We start from the raw sequence: 14,913 nt of genomic DNA, 5'->3' as shown, positions 1-14,913 counted from the left end.
AATTCAGCGTCTCCTAGCACATGTATTCGTGTGCCTGAGAGGTTCGAGACGCCTGATGAATGCCGTGCGCATCGCCATTCTTGCTGCCGCCGCCATCGCTGCGGTCGCGGTCGCCTTCTTTGTCCGCCAGGCCATGTCCAGCAATGATTCCCCGCAAGTCGTGCAGGTCGAGGAGCGGCCCGCCGTCCGCATCCTCGCCGCCCGTCGCGATGTCGCGATCGGCGAGCGAATCAATGCCGCCGACTTCTACTGGCAGGCCTGGCCCGACGAGGCCGTGGCGCCGGGGTATATTGTTGAAAACCGCGGTCAGTCGATTGCCGACTTCGCCGGCTCGGTGGTTCGTGCCCCGATCAGCCAGGGCGAGCCGATCACCGGACGCCGGCTGGTCCAGCCCGGCGATGCCGGCTTCATGGCCGCGGTGCTGACGCCGGGCATGCGCGCCGTAGCCGTTCCGATCTCTGCGGAAACAGGGGCGGGTGGTTTCATCCTGCCAAATGACCGCGTCGACGTGATTGTGTCCTTTGAAGAGGAATCCGAGGGGCGCCGCGGTTCGAGCCGCAGCTTCGTGGCCCGGACCATTGTCGAGAACGCCCGCGTCCTGGCGATTGACCAATCCTTCTCCAGCGATGGTGAAGACGAGGTCGCGGTCGGCGAGACCGCCACGCTGGAACTTACGCCGGACCAGGCCCGCGCCGTCTCCGTCGCCGTGGCTCGCGGCGAGATCGCGCTCGTCCTGCGCAGCCTGACGGACAATACCGGAGCGCCTGTCCTCGTCTCCGGCGGCGACTTGCCGCAAGTCCCTGACCCGTCTTTCCAGGAGCGCCGTTCGAGCTCCGTCACCCTGATCCGCTATGGCCGCTCCCAGCAAGTTGCGCTGGGTGGGGACGAATGAGGACCGCGATGATGATCCGCACCCTGCTCCTTCTGGCCAGCCTGGCCGTTGCTGCTCCGGTCGCCGCCCAGCCAGCGGGAACCGAGCGCGGCAATACCATGCAGGTCTATATCCGCGAGCCGGGCAATGGGCCGGTTTCAGAGAGCCTCGACCTGCCGCTGTCCAAGGCCGCCGTCATTCACCTGCCGGTCGATGTCGCCGACGTGCTGGTGACCAATCCCTCGATCGTCGAGGCGATCGTGCGCACGCCGCGCCGGGCCTACATCATGGGCATGGGCACCGGCCAGACGAATGCCTTCTTTTTCGACGCCGACGGCCAGCTGATCCTCGATCTCGACCTGCGGGTCGAGCGCGATCTCTCGCCCCTGCAGGAATCGATCGACCGTTTCCTGCCGAATGCGCGGGTCGATGTTGAAGCCATGAATGATCATATCGTGCTGTCAGGCCGGGCGCCGAGCGCCGCCGACGCCGATGCTGCGCTGCGCATCGCCCAGCGCTGGGTCGACAATCCCGAACACATCCTGTCCATGATCACGGTCGAGGCCCGCGAGCAGGTCATGCTCAAGGTCCGCATCGTGGAAATGCAGCGCACCATCGTGCGCCAGCTCGGCGTCAACCTGTCGACTGCCGGCAGCTCGGGCGAGTTCGGCTTCGACATTGCCACCTCGCCGGACTTCTCCCGCGTTGGCCGCTTCCTCGGCGGAACCTCGGCGGCGATTGACTGGGTCAGCGGCAATGTCGGCGGCGTCGAGAGCGTCTCGACCCTGTTGCAGGCGATGGAACGGGTCGGTCTGGTCCGCACCCTGGCCGAGCCGAACCTGACCGCCATCACGGGGGAAAGTGCAAACTTCCTCGCCGGCGGTGAGTTCCCGGTCCCGGTCGGGCGCGACCGTGACGGCAATATCATCATTGAATACAAGCCCTTCGGTGTCGGTCTGGGCTTCACGCCCGTCGTCCTGTCGGAAGGCCGGATCTCGTTGCGCATTTCGGCGGAAGTGTCGGAGCTGACGAGCCAGGGATCGCTGACCTTCCAGTCGAACAATGTCACGGATGACGACGGAAACATCATCGGCACGGTGCCGGGCCTGACCATTCCGGCCCTCAATGTGAACCGGACCGAGACCACTGTGGAATTGCCGTCCGGTGGCAGTCTCGTCCTGGCGGGTTTGATCCAGGAAGAAACGCGCCAGAATCTCGACGGGGTTCCCGGTGTCCAGAACCTGCCGGTGCTGGGTTCGCTGTTCCGCTCGCGGGATTTCGAGAACCAGGAAACCGAACTGGTCGTGCTGGTGACGCCCTATCTGGTGGATCCGACGAACCCGAACCAGATGCAGACGCCTGCGGACGGATTCCGCAATGCCAGTGAGGCTTCGAGCCTGCTCTTTGGCCGCATCAATCGTGCCTATTCGGTCCCCGGATCGGATACGGGCGAGCGCGGCTGGAGCGGCCCGGTCGGCTTCCTGTTCGAGTAGTGGAGTTGGTGATGGTGGCATACAGAAAAACAATCGGTGCCCTGATCGGTCTGGCCGGCCTCGTATCGCTCGGCGCCTGTGCCTCGACGGCCCCGTCGGGCCTCGGTGTGCCACAGGCCAGCGCGGTTGCGGAAACCTATCGTGCCGAATTTGCAGTCGATCCGCGTGACAATGGTCTGACCTGGGCGCAGCAAAACCTGCTGGCCGCCATAGCGAACGAGTACAAGGCCCGCGGCCACGGCCCGCTGGTGATCAGCTATCCGCAGGGCGCAATCAATGAGGACGCCGCCATCGGCGCCATCGCCGAGGCGCGCACCTTCTTCTACGAGCAGGGCATCGACTGGCGCCTGATCGCCGGCGGCGCCTACGATGCGCGCGGCCAGCACAATGGCGAGCTCATCTTCTCCTTCACCCGCTATGCCGCCCGGGCGCCCGCCGAGTGCGATGGCAGCTGGGACAATATGGCGATGGAGTTCGACAACCGGCACCACACGAATTTCGGCTGTGCGATGGCTGTGAACCTGGCCGCCATGGTCGCCGATCCGCGCGACCTGGTCGCACCGCGGGACATGGAGCCGGGCGATACCGGTCGCCGCCAGACGGTGATCGACGGCTATCGCGCCGGTGAATCCACCACCAGCGAACGCAGTGATCATGAAAGCGGCGCGGTCTCTCGCGTCGGCAACGGAAACTAGGGAGGGCCAGCCATGACCGATGCCAGTCGCGCAATGAAGCAGGACCCGTTCCTCGATGGCGATGATCCCTTCCTGGATGCCGCCGATGTTGAACGCCTTCTGCTGGGTGAAGCCACCCGCGAGGAGATGAACCGTGCACCGGCGCGCCAGGCGCCGGGCGAGGATATCGCCGATGATTTCGGGGACGACGACCCCTTCCTGTCCGATCCGGAGCCGGCCCCGGCACCGGTCAGGCAGGAACGTGTGGTCGATCCGGTCTTCGAGGACCTGCAGGAGGAAGTGGCCTCGATGTCGGTCGGCGAGTCGCTTTATGGCGAGGTCGATAACGACGTGTCTGACCAGCCGGTCCCGCGGATCTCGGTCGGTGCCTTCTGCGAGCGTCCGGAAACCGGCGCGCTGATCCACAATGCGGCCAATGATCGTCGCCTCGCCAAGGCGCATGTGACGGTCGAGCTGGGTGGTCTGCCGGCGGCTATCGAGCGCTATCATGACGAGACGACGCCGAACCTGCTGATCATCGAGAGCGGCATGCGCGGTCGCGGCCTGTTCGATCAGCTCGAAGAACTGGCCGGCGTCTGTGATCCCGATACCAAGGTCATCATCGTCGGTGCGGCCAATGATATCAGCCTCTATCGCGAGCTGATGAAGCGCGGTGTCAGCGAATACCTGGTGCCGCCGATGACGCCGATGCACGTCATCCGCACCATTTCCGAGCTTTTCCTCGACCCGGACCAGCCCTTTGCCGGCAAGACGATTGCCTTCATCGGCGCCAAGGGCGGCGTCGGCTCGTCGACGATTGCCCACAACTGCACCTGGGCGATGACCGAAGGCATGCAGTCGGATGCCGTGCTGGTCGATCTCGACCTGTCGTTCGGCACGGCCGGTCTCGATTTCAACCAGGATCCGGCACAAACCCTGGGCGATGCCCTGGCCGAGCCGGATCGTCTCGATGATGCACTGCTCGACCGTCTCCTGGTGCGCTGTACCGACCGGCTGAGCCTGTTTTCCGCCCCGGCCACGCTCGACAAGGAATGGGACTTCAACGCCCAGGACTATGAGACCGTGCTGGAAAAGGTGCGCCGCCAGGCACCCTATGTGGCGCTCGACCTGCCGCACATGTGGACGCCCTGGGTCAAGCAGACCCTGCTCGGGGCCGACCAGGTCGTGGTCACTGTAGCACCGGATCTGGCCTCACTGCGCAATGCCAAGAACCTGTTCGATCTTGTGGCGGGCGCCCGTCCCAATGACGAGCCGCCGCGGGTTGTCATCAATATGGCCGGCATGCCGAAACGCCCGGAAATCCCGATCAAGGATTTCGCCGAGGCGCTGGGTACGCCGCCGACCCTGGTTCTGCCCTTCGAGCCGCAATTGTTCGGGAAGGCCGCCAATAACGGCCAGATGATCACCGAACTCGATCCCAAATCGAAAGCGGCGGAAGGCTTCTCGCATCTCGCCAGCCTCGTCTCCGGCCGGACACCTGTGGCGATGCCGAAACGTAGCTTCATCTCGAAATTGTTTGGAGGCTAGTTAGCCCATGTTCGGCAAGCGTGCCGGAGGCCCGACACCCACGACCGCACCGCTGACGCCGCCCCCGGCTGCGCCGAAGGCGGAGGCACGTCCGGAAAAAGCGTCGCGGCGTGAGGCGCTGTCGGCGCCGGCACAGCGTCCGGCCGCGAAACAGGCTGCCCCGGCGCCCAAGCCCGTCGCCAAGCCGGCCCCGGGTGCCTATGCCGGTCCGCAAGCCGCCAAGCGCACGGTGCGGGCCGCTGAGCCGAACGGTCGCTCGGAAGAGTATTACGCCATCAAGACGACGATCTTCAACGCCCTGATCGACACCATCGATCTGGGACAGTTGGCGCGTCTGGACAATGAAACCGCGGCCGAGGAAATCCGCGACATCGTGACCGAGATCATCTCGATCAAGAATGTCGCCATGTCGATCGCCGAGCAGGAACAGCTGCTCCAGGACATCTGCAATGATGTCCTCGGCTTCGGCCCGCTGGAACCGCTGCTGGCGCGCGATGATATCGCCGACATCATGGTCAACGGCGCCGACAAGGTCTTCATCGAGGTCAACGGCAAGCTCGAGGAAACGAATATCCGTTTCCGCGACAATGCCCAGCTGATGAATATCTGTCAGCGTATCGTCAGCCAGGTCGGCCGCCGGGTCGATGAAAGTTCGCCGATCTGTGACGCCCGCCTGCTGGACGGCTCGCGTGTCAACGTGATCGCCCCGCCGCTGGCGCTGGACGGTCCGACGCTGACCATACGCAAGTTCAAGAAAGACAAGCTGACGATGCAGAACCTGGTGGAGTTCAACTCCATCACGCCGGAAGGCGCCAAGGTTCTCTCCATCATCGGGGCTTCGCGCTGTAATGTGCTGATCTCGGGCGGAACCGGCTCGGGCAAGACGACGCTGTTGAACTGCATGACCGGCTTCATCGAGGAAGACGAGCGCGTCGTGACCTGCGAAGACGCCGCCGAGCTCCAGCTGCAACAGCCGCATGTGGTGCGCCTGGAGACCCGGCCACCAAACCTGGAAGGCTCCGGCCAGGTCACCATGCGCGACCTGGTCAAGAACTGTCTGCGCATGCGTCCGGAACGGATCATCGTGGGTGAGGTGCGTGGGCCGGAGGCGTTCGACCTGCTGCAGGCCATGAATACCGGCCATGACGGCTCGATGGGCACGCTGCACGCCAACTCGCCGCGCGAAGCCATGTCGCGGATCGAGTCCATGATCACGATGGGCGGCTACAACCTGCCCGCCAAGACAATCCGCGAAATGATCGTCGGTTCGATCGACGTCATCGTCCAGGCGGCCCGCCTGCGCGACGGTTCGCGGAAAATCACCCACATCACCGAGGTGGTTGGCATGGAGGGCGATGTCATCGTCACCCAGGACCTCTTCCTCTACGAGATCAAGGGCGAGGACGAGCACGGCAAGATTGTCGGCCAGCACGCCTCGACCGGGATTGCGCGCCCGAAATTCTGGGATCGCGCCCGCTATTTCGGCCTGGAGCGTGAGCTCGCCAACGCGCTCGACGCATCGGAGGTGTGACGCGATGAACGGTGACATGGCCTTCATCTTTGCCGCAGCGGCGGCCTTCATGGCGGTCGGCGGTGTCGGGTGGGTCGTCGTCGGCGCGGCCGGCGATGCGCAATCAAAAAAGCGCATGAACCGCGCCGTCGGGACGGGCGGGCTGCAGCGCGGGCGACGTCAGACTTCGGCGCTCGACCAGGCCGCCCAACGCAAGCGCCAGGTCCAGGAATCGCTCAAGGACCTCGAGCAGCGCCAGCGTGACCAGCGGAAGAAATCCCTGTCGATCAAGGCGTTGATCCAACAGGCGGGCATGTCGTTTACCCCGACCGTATTCTGGATGGTCTCTGGCGGTATGGCGATTGCCGGTCTGGTCATTGCCTTTGTCACGGGCCAGAATCTCATCGTGACCGGTGCGATCGGACTGATCAGCGGCCTCGGCCTGCCGCGCTGGTATCTCGGATTCCTGCGCGGGCGTCGCCAAAAGAAATTCTCCGGCGAATTTGCCAACGCGCTCGACGTCATCACCCGGGGTGTGAAGTCCGGCCTGCCGCTCAATGAGTGTCTGAAAATCCTGTCGGTCGAGAGCCCGGAGCCCGTGCGCACAGAGTTCGAGAAACTGGTCGAGGGCATCGCCGTCGGCGTGGCGTTGCCGGACGGCCTCGACCGGATGTGCGAACGCATGCCGCTGCCCGAGCTCAATTTCTTCCGCACCGTGCTGATCATCCAGCAGAAGACCGGCGGCAACCTGGCCGAGACTCTGGGCAATCTCTCCACCGTGCTGCGATCGCGCAAGATGATGCGCGAGAAGATCGGCGCCCTGTCGTCGGAAGCCAAGTCATCGGCCGCCATTATCGGCTCGCTGCCGCCGGCCGTACTCGGCATCGTCTATGCCACAACCCCGTCATACATGAGCCAGATGTTCACCCACCCGACCGGTCAGCTGATGCTGCTGGGCAGTGTGACCTGGATGTTCATCGGCATCATGGTCATGCGCGGCATGATCAATTTCAAGATCTGAGGCGGGCATGTTCGGCATCGGCTTCACCGACATACGCGACTTCCTGACTGATCCGGAGAGTCTGATCGCCTTTTTCGCGGCGATCCTGGTCTTCGCGACGATCGTTACCCTGTCGGCGCCGGCCTTGAGCTCGGACAAGCTCGACAAGCGCATCAAGTCGGTCAACAACCGCCGCGAGGAGCTGCGGCGCAAGAGCCGTGAGGCGATGGAAGCCAATGCGCGTGGCGCCAAGGGTTCGATCCGCGGAGCCGAGGCCAAGGGCCTCGTGCGTTCCATCGTCGATGCGTTGAACCTGCAAAAGGCGTTCGAGGATCCCGCGCTGCAGGAAAAGCTGGCCCAGGCGGGCATGCGCGGCAGCCGTCCGGCGGTGACCTTCTACTTCTTCCGCCTGCTGTCGCCCTTCATCCTGTTTGGCATGGCCCTGTTCTACGTCTTCATGATCAATGATTTCGGCCTGCCGCAGATTACCCGGGTCTGTTTCTCCTTCGGGCTGGGCCTGCTGGGCTATTACGCGCCGAACCTCTACCTCTCCAATCTCGCGGCCAAGCGGCAGCAATCGATCATGGGGGCCTTCCCCGATGGCCTCGATTTGCTGCTGATCTGCGTCGAGAGCGGCATGTCGATCGAGGCCGCCTTTCACAAGGTCTCCAGCGAAGTCGGCTCGCAATCGATCGAGCTCGCCGAGGAGTTGTCGCTGACGACGGCCGAGCTGTCCTATCTGCAGGACCGCCGGACCGCCTACGAGAATCTCGCCAAGCGGACCAATCATCCCGGGGTGAAGGCTGTGTGTACCTCTTTGATCCAGGCCGAGCGCTATGGCACCCCGCTGGGTCAGGCGCTGCGGGTCATGGCCAAGGAAAATCGCGACATGCGCCTGTCCGCTGCCGAGAAGAAGGCAGCCTCCCTGCCGGCCAAGCTGACCGTGCCGATGATCGTCTTTTTCCTGCCGGTCCTGTTCGTGGTCATCCTTGGCCCGGCCATCATCCGCTTCAATAGCATGTGACGAATCCGTTCTGGCGCGCTACTTGAATGGTATCGTGCATGTTGAACAGGTGGACACAGCCCATGTTTTCCGGGCGCAAGACAGCCGACAGGCTCCGCGAGGAAATCCGCAGCGCTGATTCCGCCGTGGGTGAAGCGATGAGCGCGCTTGCGTCCGACCGCATCGACGCGGCCCGGCAGGCACTGACGCATGCGCCCAAGACGCATTTTGTCGACATGGGCTGGAAGGTCGGTCTCGCCGGCGCAATGATCGAGCTCAAGGCCGGCAAGCGAAAGCAGGGTCTGCAGAAGCTGATCGCCGTGTGCTCGCGCCTTGATGACACCTCCCTTTCGCGTGACGACAAGAATTACCTGCGTCTTTATGCCCTTTACCGCGGTAGCGAAGCCTCGAAGGACGGTCGGGCTCCGGTCGAGCTGCGCGAGCTGGTCGAGGATTTCCGCTTCGACCACACACTGGTTACCCCCTTGTTGCGCAAGGATTTCCCGCTCAAGACTCTGGAAGATGCGGAGATCGCACCGCCACCGCCACCGCCACCGCCGCCGCCACCGCCCGTGCCCAGCGAGAGCAGCTGAATATTTGTATTCCGTCTGTCTGCCGTGCCGGTCTACAAGTGTACCGGGAGCGAGACGACGACGCGGTTGAACGGGATCACAAGATGAAATTTTCGCGCGACGTTGCGCTTTACTGGGCGACGGTTCTGTTGTGCGGCTATGGTGCCTTCACCTATGGTCGCTGGGGTGTGCTTGATCTCATGGTCCGGACCGGGACCTGGCCCAGAGACCGGTTTCAGTTCGACGCCTATGGCTATGTCGCCAGCATGTCGTTCCTGCAGGAAACGGTCTTCCTGCTGGCCCTCTTTGTTGCCCTGGTCGCGTGGTTCATGCTGCTGATGCGCTCGCGCTGGTCCGCCTATGCCTATGGCGCCTTTTTCCTTGCATCCATGACCGACTGGCTGCTTCTGGTCGGCAATCCGTTCATCGGCATGGGCATGAATGGATATTTTGGCGTGACCGTGAATCTCATCGCCCTGTCGGCGGTGATCCTGATCACGACGATGGGGCTTTTGACGGGACGTCCGGTCCGGCGCTAGTTCTCGCGTACCGCGTCATAGCGACGATTGGTGGTCAGCATGGCGCGGATATAGGCCATGTTGGCTTCCGCCATTTGCGGCGACACGTCGACCCGGGCCAATTCCTCGGCTTCCCCGAAACGGCCCTGCAGGGCGATCACGAGGGCCAGGTTCTGGCGGACGGTTGCGTCGGCACCCGGGCGGACCATGGCCTCGCGCAGCATGCGTTCGGCGGTGTCGGGCTCGCCGGCGGTGACGTAGGACATGGCGAGATTGGACAGGATGGCCGGCTCGCCGGGCGACAGGTTGAGCGCCTGGCGGAAGGCATTGCGGGCGGCCTCGCTCTGACCGGCCTGTTCGAGGGCGATGCCGAGCGCGTTGTGGATCTGCCAGCGGGTTCCGTCGATCTGGCTGGCCCGGCGCAGCGATTCAATCCCGGCCGCACCGCGACCGGCGGCGGCGAGGGCGCTGCCATGGGCGAGCAGCAGGTCTGCATTGTCCGGGTAAAGCGCGAGCGTCTGGCGGGCGACCTCGCTGGCGCGCTGGTGATTGCCCAGCTGGCGCAGGGCGCGCGAGAATTCCAGCGCGGCTTCCAGATCGGACGGGTTGAGGTCATAGGCCTCGGCCCAGAAGGCGGCCTGGGTCAGCATGTCCTGGCTGCGTACAGCCTGGCGTTCGCTGGCCGAGGCCGGCACGATGGTGTTGGCGTTCATCGTGTCGATGACGGCCTGTTCCTGTTCGGTCGGGGCAGTGGTCGCACAGGCGGCCAGCAGAAGGGCGCCTAGCGGGGCGAGAAGGAAAAGATTACGCATGGTCAAACCGGGCCACTGTCAAGCATGGCTTGAATCTGCGCTGCGCCGGTCAAGAATGGGTTAACCCGCCCGTCCTCTCCGGATCTGCGACATGATCCCGTCCGGAGCCATGACCGGAGCCATGAAAGGAATACCCATGACCGCCCTTATCGCCACCGCTTCGGACGCCCGGATACTGCGCCTCGTCGACGAGGCGGGTGCCGATGCCGCGATTGCGCAACTGGCGCCGGAGCACCGCAGCCTGGCCGCCGGTTTCAAGGGCAAGCCGGGTCAGTTCGTATTGCTGCCCGACGGTGCGGATGCCGGTGCCCTGTTCGGAACCGGCAAGGCAGAAGACGCCTTTGTGCTGGGCGCGGCGGCGCTCACCCTGCCGGAGGGAAACTGGCAGCTTGAGACACTTCCCGGGGCCTGGGACGCAACGCTGGCCACTACCGCCTGGGCGCTCGGCAGTTACAGTTTCACCACCTACAAGCCGGCCCCGCGCGCGGCCGCCTGTCTGGTCGCGCCGGAGGGGGCCGACCTTGACGAGGCCAAGGCGATCGCCGAGGCGGTGCACCTGACCCGCGACCTCGTCAACACGCCGGCCGACCGCATGGGCCCGGAAGGCCTGGAAGCAGCATTCCGCAGACTGGCCGAGGAATTCGGCGCCGCGGTTCATGTCACGCGCGGCGATGACCTCCTGGCGCAGAATTATCCGATGATCCACGCCGTGGGCCGTGCCGCAGCCGAATCGCCGCGCCTGCTCGAGCTGGAATGGGGTGATGAAACGCATCCCCGCCTCGCAATTGTCGGCAAGGGTGTATGCTTTGACACCGGCGGTCTTGATCTCAAGGCGGCGCAGTTCATGCGCCTGATGAAAAAGGATATGGGCGGCGGTGCCAATGCGATGGGGCTCGCCCGCCTGGTCATGGCGATGAATCTGCCGGTCCGTCTCCACCTTCTCGTCCCTGCGGTTGAGAATGCGGTCGGCGCGGGCGCCTTCCGGCCCGGCGACATCATCGACTCGCGCAAGGGCCTGACCGTCGAGATCGACAATACCGACGCCGAGGGACGGCTCGTCCTGGGCGATGCGCTGGCCCGCGCGACCGAGGTGGACGTCGATCTGTTGCTCGATTTTGCGACCCTGACAGGTGCCGCACGGGTCGCGCTCGGCCCGGAGGTCGCGCCTTTCTACACCGATGATGACGATGTCGCCGCGGACCTTGCCCGCTGCGCCAGGGCGGTCGCCGATCCCTTGTGGCGCATGCCGCTCTGGGACGGGTATGAAAGCGAAATGGACGGCGAGATTTCCGATCTGGTCAACAGCGCGGCCACGCCGATGGCCGGCTCGATCACGGCGGCGCTCTTCCTGCGCCGTTTTGTGGGCACCGCGCGCTGGGTCCATTTCGACATTTTCGCCTGGAACCCGAAGCCGCGACCCGGACGCCCCAAGGGCGGCGACATGCATGCGGCACGCGCCGTTTACCAAATGCTCAAGGAGCGGTTCCAGAATAGGGGCTGATCAATCGGATCAGACTGATTCTTGGAGACCGGTATGCCGTCACAGGCGATGACATCGCTTGAGATGATGCGACGTGTGTCGGCGGATGCGGTGCGAGGCGCTGCGGCCGACCTGACCGCGCGACAATTCGCACTCCTGCTGTCGATCTTCATGAAGCCGGGTCCGCACGCGATCCGCGACCTGGCCCGTCAGCTGGACCTGCCCAAGCCGGCCGTCACGCGGGCGCTCGACGTGCTCGAACGCCAGGGCTTTGTGCGGCGCAAGCGCGACCGCGACGACAAGCGTGATGTCTCGGTGCATCGCACTGTAAAGGGGGCGGTTTTCCTGTACGATTACGGCGAAGCCGTCGCTCATCGTGCCGAGGAAACACGCACATGTCCCAGCTGGATCCCCGCATCACCGCCGCCAGGCCCGACCTCGCATCCTCTGAACTGAAGGGGCGGGTCGAAGCCGACCATTTCGTCGACCCCGTCGAATACCAGGCCATCGTCCCGGCCGCGCCGATCCGTCGGTCGCCGGAGCCGAACGGGGCGATGGACGACCAGCTTCTGGCGGGTGATCTCTTCGCCGTTCTGGAAACGCGTGACGGCTGGGCCTGGGGTCAGGCGCGCAGCGATGGCTATGTTGGCTGGGTCGATCTGGCCGGCCTGTCGCGCGAGATCCATCCGGTCGACCACCGGATTGCGGTATTGCGCACCTACGCCTTTTCGGAACCGAACATCAAGACGGCGCCGAACCATCTGCTCAGCCTCAATGCCGGTATTGCGACCGGGCGCCGGGACGGCCGTTTTGTCGAGGCGATTGGCCTGGGCTGGGTGATCGCCGCGCATGTCGCGCCTCGCGGCGAGACCGCGTCGGATTTCGTGGCCGTCGCCGAGGCATTTCTTGGCGCGCCCTATCTGTGGGGCGGCAAGGAGAGCCTGGGACTGGATTGCTCCGGCCTGGTGCAGATGGCGCTGCAGGCCGCCGGCCAGGACATGCCGCGCGATGCCGACCAGCAGGAGGCCCTGCTCAAGGCGCGCTGGCGCGATGTCACCGGCGAGGCCGAGCGCCAGCGTGGTGATGTCGTCTTCTGGCCGGGCCATGTCGGCATCCTCACCGACAGCGAACACCTCCTGCATGCCAATGCGTCGAGCATGGATGTCACGCTGGAGCCCTTCGCGGCAGCCGCGGCCCGCATCCGGGCCGCCGAGAATCCGGTGCGGGCAATCTACCGGCCCGTCTGATCAGGCCTGACAGCCTCGCAGCCTGACAATCTCACAGGCAGACAATCTCACAGGCAGACAGAAAAAAGCCCCGGACGATGCCGGGGCTTGATCTGTTTGAAACCGGGTGGCGCCTAGTGCTCGCCCTCATGGTCTTCGCCGGCGTCATCGGCATGCTCGACGACCTCTTCGACGGCCTCCATGGCTGTTCCCATGGCATCATCGACAGCGCGGAGCGAGGCGGTGTCGGCAAGCGGGGCCGGGAGCGGCGCCGGATTGTTCGACAGCGACCGCATATAGGCGATCAGCTCGAGGCGGGTATCGTCATTGCCCAGGCCGCGGAACGACATGGCCGTACCCGAGGCATAGCCGGACGGATTCTCGATGAAGGCGTCGAGTGCCGCATAGGTCCATGCACCTTCCAGGCCCTCAAGTGCGGCGGAATAGCTGAAGCCCGCATGGTTGGCGATGTCCGCATTGACGATGCCCCAGAGGTTGGGGCCGACGCCGTTGGCGCCACCTTCATTGAAGGTGTGGCAGGCGGCACAGCGACGGGCAGCGCGTTCACCGGCACCGATATCGGCGGCAGCGAGAACCAGACCGTAATCGGTCGGGCCTTCCTCGACCACTTCGGTGCTGGGACCGGAGCCGATGGCCGCCCAATCCACCGGATAGGCGGTGTTTTCAGCGGTAAGTTCGTGCGCGGCATGCGACGGAACCAGAAGATGGCCCAGCTCGGTAATGGCCAGGACACCCAGTACTGTTGCCAGCACGACGCCGGCAACCTTGTTCCAGAAGAGTTCGCCCATGGACGCCCCCAAATTCATTCAGGTTGAAAATCGATCCGTGTTTGGCACGCGCCGCGCGCGCAGGCAACACCGCAACGCGTTCAACTGCATGCGGTAACACGACGCACGGGGTTTTTCGGACCGCGCGGGTGTGTGCGCGAAGCGCCAGTCGGTGCCCTGTGCATGCCGGACTGCAGACCGGGCTGGAGCGGCCTTGATCCGGCCCTGTCTGCTCACCAACTACCAGACGGCTGGGGGGCGCCAATGGCGTACAGCTAACAATTACCAATCAAGGTTGATCCAAAATGTTCCGTACAGTGCTTGTCTCCTCCCTCTCCGTTCTCGCCCTCGCTGCCGGTGCCTCGGCGCAGGACGGTCAGTTCCGCGTCGGCGTTGGCTATGAAGCCGCCGACTTTGACGGTGCGAATTTCGATACCGTTGTCGCGCGCGGCAGCTATGACTTCACCCGGTATCTGGGTGTCGAAGGTCAGCTCAATATCGGCCTAGGCGATGAAAGCGTCACCGTTGGCGCCGTGACCGGCGATGTCAGCCTCGACTATGTTGCTGGCGTTTTCGGTGTTGTACGCCCGTTCTCGAATGAGAATGGCTCCGTCTTCCTGCGGGCCGGTTATACAACGACCGAAGGTGAAGCCTCGGCCGCCGGCCTGAGCTTCAGCGCCGATGACCAGGCCTGGGCCTATGGCGTGGGTGGTGAATACTATTTCGATGCCCGCAACGGCGTCCGCGTCGACTACACCCGCTATGATTATGACGATGGTGGCGAAGCCGATTTCTACGGCATCTCCTACGTCCGTCGCATCGGCGGCTGAACCGGTTGCCTCCGGGCCGGGAAGGGGCTGCGGCGCATCAGCGCCGCGGCCCTTTTCATTGCCGAGCCGTCACAGGATTGGCGGCATGCAACCGAGATGAACCCGGCATCCAGACCGGGATCAGCGGTCAGGCCCCAGTCTTCTCGTGAGAGGCATTTACCAGAAATATCAGGATGTTGCGTGAGGCTTCGCTTGACTGCGGCAGGGCGGCTGGCCATGCGCGGTTCAGCCGGGGCACAGGACAATGTCTCTGACGATTTCGGTCTCGACGCCGCGGTTTCGGCCTGTCCGGACCGCAAACTGGCGGGGCCGAGCTGTCGCAGACCCGGCCTCGCGCGTTTGCGCGTCGCTTGTATCCGGACCGACCCTGACGGGCTTGGCGAGGGCGATGCCTTGGACCTTGCCTGGGTCCACCGCTTCGATGGCTGACCGGACCCGGACCCGCACCGGGACCGGGACCGGGGCCTGGATCACGGTTCCGGCTACCGCTGACCATGCGTCCGATTCGGTTGCGTGGACCGTCTGTGTTATGGTTTCGTTACGGTACGATGCGTGCGCTGCATCAGATCGGCATTTGCGTTCCAGTGC

At 64.4% G+C, this 14,913-nt stretch carries 16 protein-coding genes; 14 read left to right on the top strand and 2 right to left on the bottom strand.

What is annotated here, in order from left to right:
- Positions 1-55 precede the first annotated feature (55 nt).
- The 9 genes from cpaB to QZZ02_RS01850 all read left to right on the top strand — a co-directional run bounded on the left by cpaB (position 56) and on the right by QZZ02_RS01850 (position 9,210).
- Positions 56-892 carry a Flp pilus assembly protein CpaB gene (gene cpaB, locus QZZ02_RS01890; protein WP_291841876.1) on the top strand — a complete coding sequence of 279 codons (837 nt, stop codon included), beginning with the start codon at positions 56-58 and terminating at the stop codon, positions 890-892.
- A gap of 11 nt (positions 893-903) precedes the next feature.
- On the top strand, positions 904-2,364 hold the full coding sequence (locus QZZ02_RS01885) for a type II and III secretion system protein family protein (RefSeq protein ID WP_291841875.1): 1,461 nt from the start codon (positions 904-906) through the stop codon (positions 2,362-2,364).
- 11 nt (positions 2,365-2,375) lie between these two features.
- Complete coding sequence (locus QZZ02_RS01880) at positions 2,376-3,059, top strand: CpaD family pilus assembly protein (RefSeq protein WP_291841874.1); 684 nt, start codon at positions 2,376-2,378, stop codon at positions 3,057-3,059.
- A gap of 12 nt (positions 3,060-3,071) precedes the next feature.
- A complete protein-coding gene (locus tag QZZ02_RS01875) occupies positions 3,072-4,586 on the top strand; it encodes an AAA family ATPase (RefSeq protein ID WP_291841873.1) in 1,515 nt (504 codons plus the stop codon).
- Between the two features lie 7 nt (positions 4,587-4,593).
- Positions 4,594-6,117, top strand: a complete 1,524-nt coding sequence (locus tag QZZ02_RS01870) for a CpaF family protein (RefSeq protein ID WP_291841872.1) — start codon at positions 4,594-4,596, stop codon at positions 6,115-6,117.
- Positions 6,118-6,121: 4 nt separating this feature from the next.
- A complete protein-coding gene (locus tag QZZ02_RS01865; RefSeq protein WP_291841871.1) occupies positions 6,122-7,117 on the top strand; it encodes a type II secretion system F family protein in 996 nt (331 codons plus the stop codon).
- Between the two features lie 7 nt (positions 7,118-7,124).
- Positions 7,125-8,120, top strand: coding sequence for a type II secretion system F family protein (locus tag QZZ02_RS01860; protein ID WP_291841870.1), 996 nt, complete (start codon positions 7,125-7,127; stop codon positions 8,118-8,120).
- A 62-nt stretch (positions 8,121-8,182) separates the two neighbouring features.
- Positions 8,183-8,692: a hypothetical protein gene (locus QZZ02_RS01855; protein WP_291841869.1), complete on the top strand. Its 510-nt coding sequence runs from the start codon at positions 8,183-8,185 to the stop codon at positions 8,690-8,692.
- An 83-nt stretch (positions 8,693-8,775) separates the two neighbouring features.
- Positions 8,776-9,210 carry a hypothetical protein gene (locus QZZ02_RS01850; RefSeq protein WP_291841868.1) on the top strand — a complete coding sequence of 145 codons (435 nt, stop codon included), beginning with the start codon at positions 8,776-8,778 and terminating at the stop codon, positions 9,208-9,210.
- Here QZZ02_RS01850 and QZZ02_RS01845 read toward each other — a convergent pair.
- Positions 9,207-10,001 carry a tetratricopeptide repeat protein gene (locus QZZ02_RS01845; protein WP_291841867.1) on the bottom strand — a complete coding sequence of 265 codons (795 nt, stop codon included), beginning with the start codon at positions 9,999-10,001 and terminating at the stop codon, positions 9,207-9,209. The genes QZZ02_RS01850 and QZZ02_RS01845 overlap by 4 nt on opposite strands.
- 136 nt (positions 10,002-10,137) lie before the next feature.
- Between QZZ02_RS01845 and QZZ02_RS01840 the strand changes: the two genes are divergently transcribed.
- The 3 genes from QZZ02_RS01840 (at position 10,138) to QZZ02_RS01830 (ending at position 12,728) form a co-directional block, all read left to right on the top strand.
- Positions 10,138-11,502, top strand: a complete 1,365-nt coding sequence (locus tag QZZ02_RS01840) for a leucyl aminopeptidase family protein (protein ID WP_291841866.1) — start codon at positions 10,138-10,140, stop codon at positions 11,500-11,502.
- A 63-nt stretch (positions 11,503-11,565) separates the two neighbouring features.
- On the top strand, positions 11,566-11,937 hold the full coding sequence (locus tag QZZ02_RS01835; protein WP_291841865.1) for a MarR family transcriptional regulator: 372 nt from the start codon (positions 11,566-11,568) through the stop codon (positions 11,935-11,937).
- Entirely contained in the window at positions 11,877-12,728 is an 852-nt protein-coding gene (locus QZZ02_RS01830; RefSeq protein WP_291841864.1) for an NlpC/P60 family protein, read from the top strand. Before QZZ02_RS01835 ends, QZZ02_RS01830 begins: the two co-directional genes overlap by 61 nt.
- Before the next feature lie 113 nt (positions 12,729-12,841).
- Here QZZ02_RS01830 and QZZ02_RS01825 read toward each other — a convergent pair whose 3' ends face one another.
- Positions 12,842-13,516, bottom strand: coding sequence for a cytochrome c family protein (locus QZZ02_RS01825; RefSeq protein WP_291841862.1), 675 nt, complete (start codon positions 13,514-13,516; stop codon positions 12,842-12,844).
- Positions 13,517-13,800: 284 nt separating this feature from the next.
- Between QZZ02_RS01825 and QZZ02_RS01820 the strand changes: the two genes are divergently transcribed.
- Both QZZ02_RS01820 and QZZ02_RS01815 read left to right on the top strand, forming a co-directional pair.
- On the top strand, positions 13,801-14,325 hold the full coding sequence (locus tag QZZ02_RS01820; protein WP_291841861.1) for a porin family protein: 525 nt from the start codon (positions 13,801-13,803) through the stop codon (positions 14,323-14,325).
- A 216-nt stretch (positions 14,326-14,541) separates the two neighbouring features.
- Positions 14,542-14,754 carry a hypothetical protein gene (locus tag QZZ02_RS01815; RefSeq protein WP_291841860.1) on the top strand — a complete coding sequence of 71 codons (213 nt, stop codon included), beginning with the start codon at positions 14,542-14,544 and terminating at the stop codon, positions 14,752-14,754.
- Positions 14,755-14,913: the final 159 nt, after the last annotated feature.

The sequence above is a fragment of the Maricaulis sp. genome (genome assembly GCF_015665295.1).
Taxonomy (GTDB): domain Bacteria; phylum Pseudomonadota; class Alphaproteobacteria; order Caulobacterales; family Maricaulaceae; genus Maricaulis.
The sequence above is the reverse complement of the archived record's forward strand: the minus strand, read 5'-3'. Positions and strand labels throughout refer to the sequence as shown.

What these genes read in the sequence shown, in the direction of transcription:
- cpaB (WP_291841876.1), top strand. Translation starts at nt 56, where the DNA reads ATGAATGCCGTGCGCATCGCCATTCTTGCTGCCGCCGCCATCGCTGCG.
- QZZ02_RS01885 (WP_291841875.1), top strand. Translation starts at nt 904, where the DNA reads ATGATCCGCACCCTGCTCCTTCTGGCCAGCCTGGCCGTTGCTGCTCCG.
- QZZ02_RS01880 (WP_291841874.1), top strand. Translation starts at nt 2,376, where the DNA reads ATGGTGGCATACAGAAAAACAATCGGTGCCCTGATCGGTCTGGCCGGC.
- QZZ02_RS01875 (WP_291841873.1), top strand. Translation starts at nt 3,072, where the DNA reads ATGACCGATGCCAGTCGCGCAATGAAGCAGGACCCGTTCCTCGATGGC.
- QZZ02_RS01870 (WP_291841872.1), top strand. Translation starts at nt 4,594, where the DNA reads ATGTTCGGCAAGCGTGCCGGAGGCCCGACACCCACGACCGCACCGCTG.
- QZZ02_RS01865 (WP_291841871.1), top strand. Translation starts at nt 6,122, where the DNA reads ATGAACGGTGACATGGCCTTCATCTTTGCCGCAGCGGCGGCCTTCATG.
- QZZ02_RS01860 (WP_291841870.1), top strand. Translation starts at nt 7,125, where the DNA reads ATGTTCGGCATCGGCTTCACCGACATACGCGACTTCCTGACTGATCCG.
- QZZ02_RS01855 (WP_291841869.1), top strand. Translation starts at nt 8,183, where the DNA reads ATGTTTTCCGGGCGCAAGACAGCCGACAGGCTCCGCGAGGAAATCCGC.
- QZZ02_RS01850 (WP_291841868.1), top strand. Translation starts at nt 8,776, where the DNA reads ATGAAATTTTCGCGCGACGTTGCGCTTTACTGGGCGACGGTTCTGTTG.
- QZZ02_RS01845 (WP_291841867.1), bottom strand. Translation starts at nt 10,001, where the DNA reads ATGCGTAATCTTTTCCTTCTCGCCCCGCTAGGCGCCCTTCTGCTGGCC.
- QZZ02_RS01840 (WP_291841866.1), top strand. Translation starts at nt 10,138, where the DNA reads ATGACCGCCCTTATCGCCACCGCTTCGGACGCCCGGATACTGCGCCTC.
- QZZ02_RS01835 (WP_291841865.1), top strand. Translation starts at nt 11,566, where the DNA reads ATGATGCGACGTGTGTCGGCGGATGCGGTGCGAGGCGCTGCGGCCGAC.
- QZZ02_RS01830 (WP_291841864.1), top strand. Translation starts at nt 11,877, where the DNA reads ATGTCCCAGCTGGATCCCCGCATCACCGCCGCCAGGCCCGACCTCGCA.
- QZZ02_RS01825 (WP_291841862.1), bottom strand. Translation starts at nt 13,516, where the DNA reads ATGGGCGAACTCTTCTGGAACAAGGTTGCCGGCGTCGTGCTGGCAACA.
- QZZ02_RS01820 (WP_291841861.1), top strand. Translation starts at nt 13,801, where the DNA reads ATGTTCCGTACAGTGCTTGTCTCCTCCCTCTCCGTTCTCGCCCTCGCT.
- QZZ02_RS01815 (WP_291841860.1), top strand. Translation starts at nt 14,542, where the DNA reads ATGCGCGGTTCAGCCGGGGCACAGGACAATGTCTCTGACGATTTCGGT.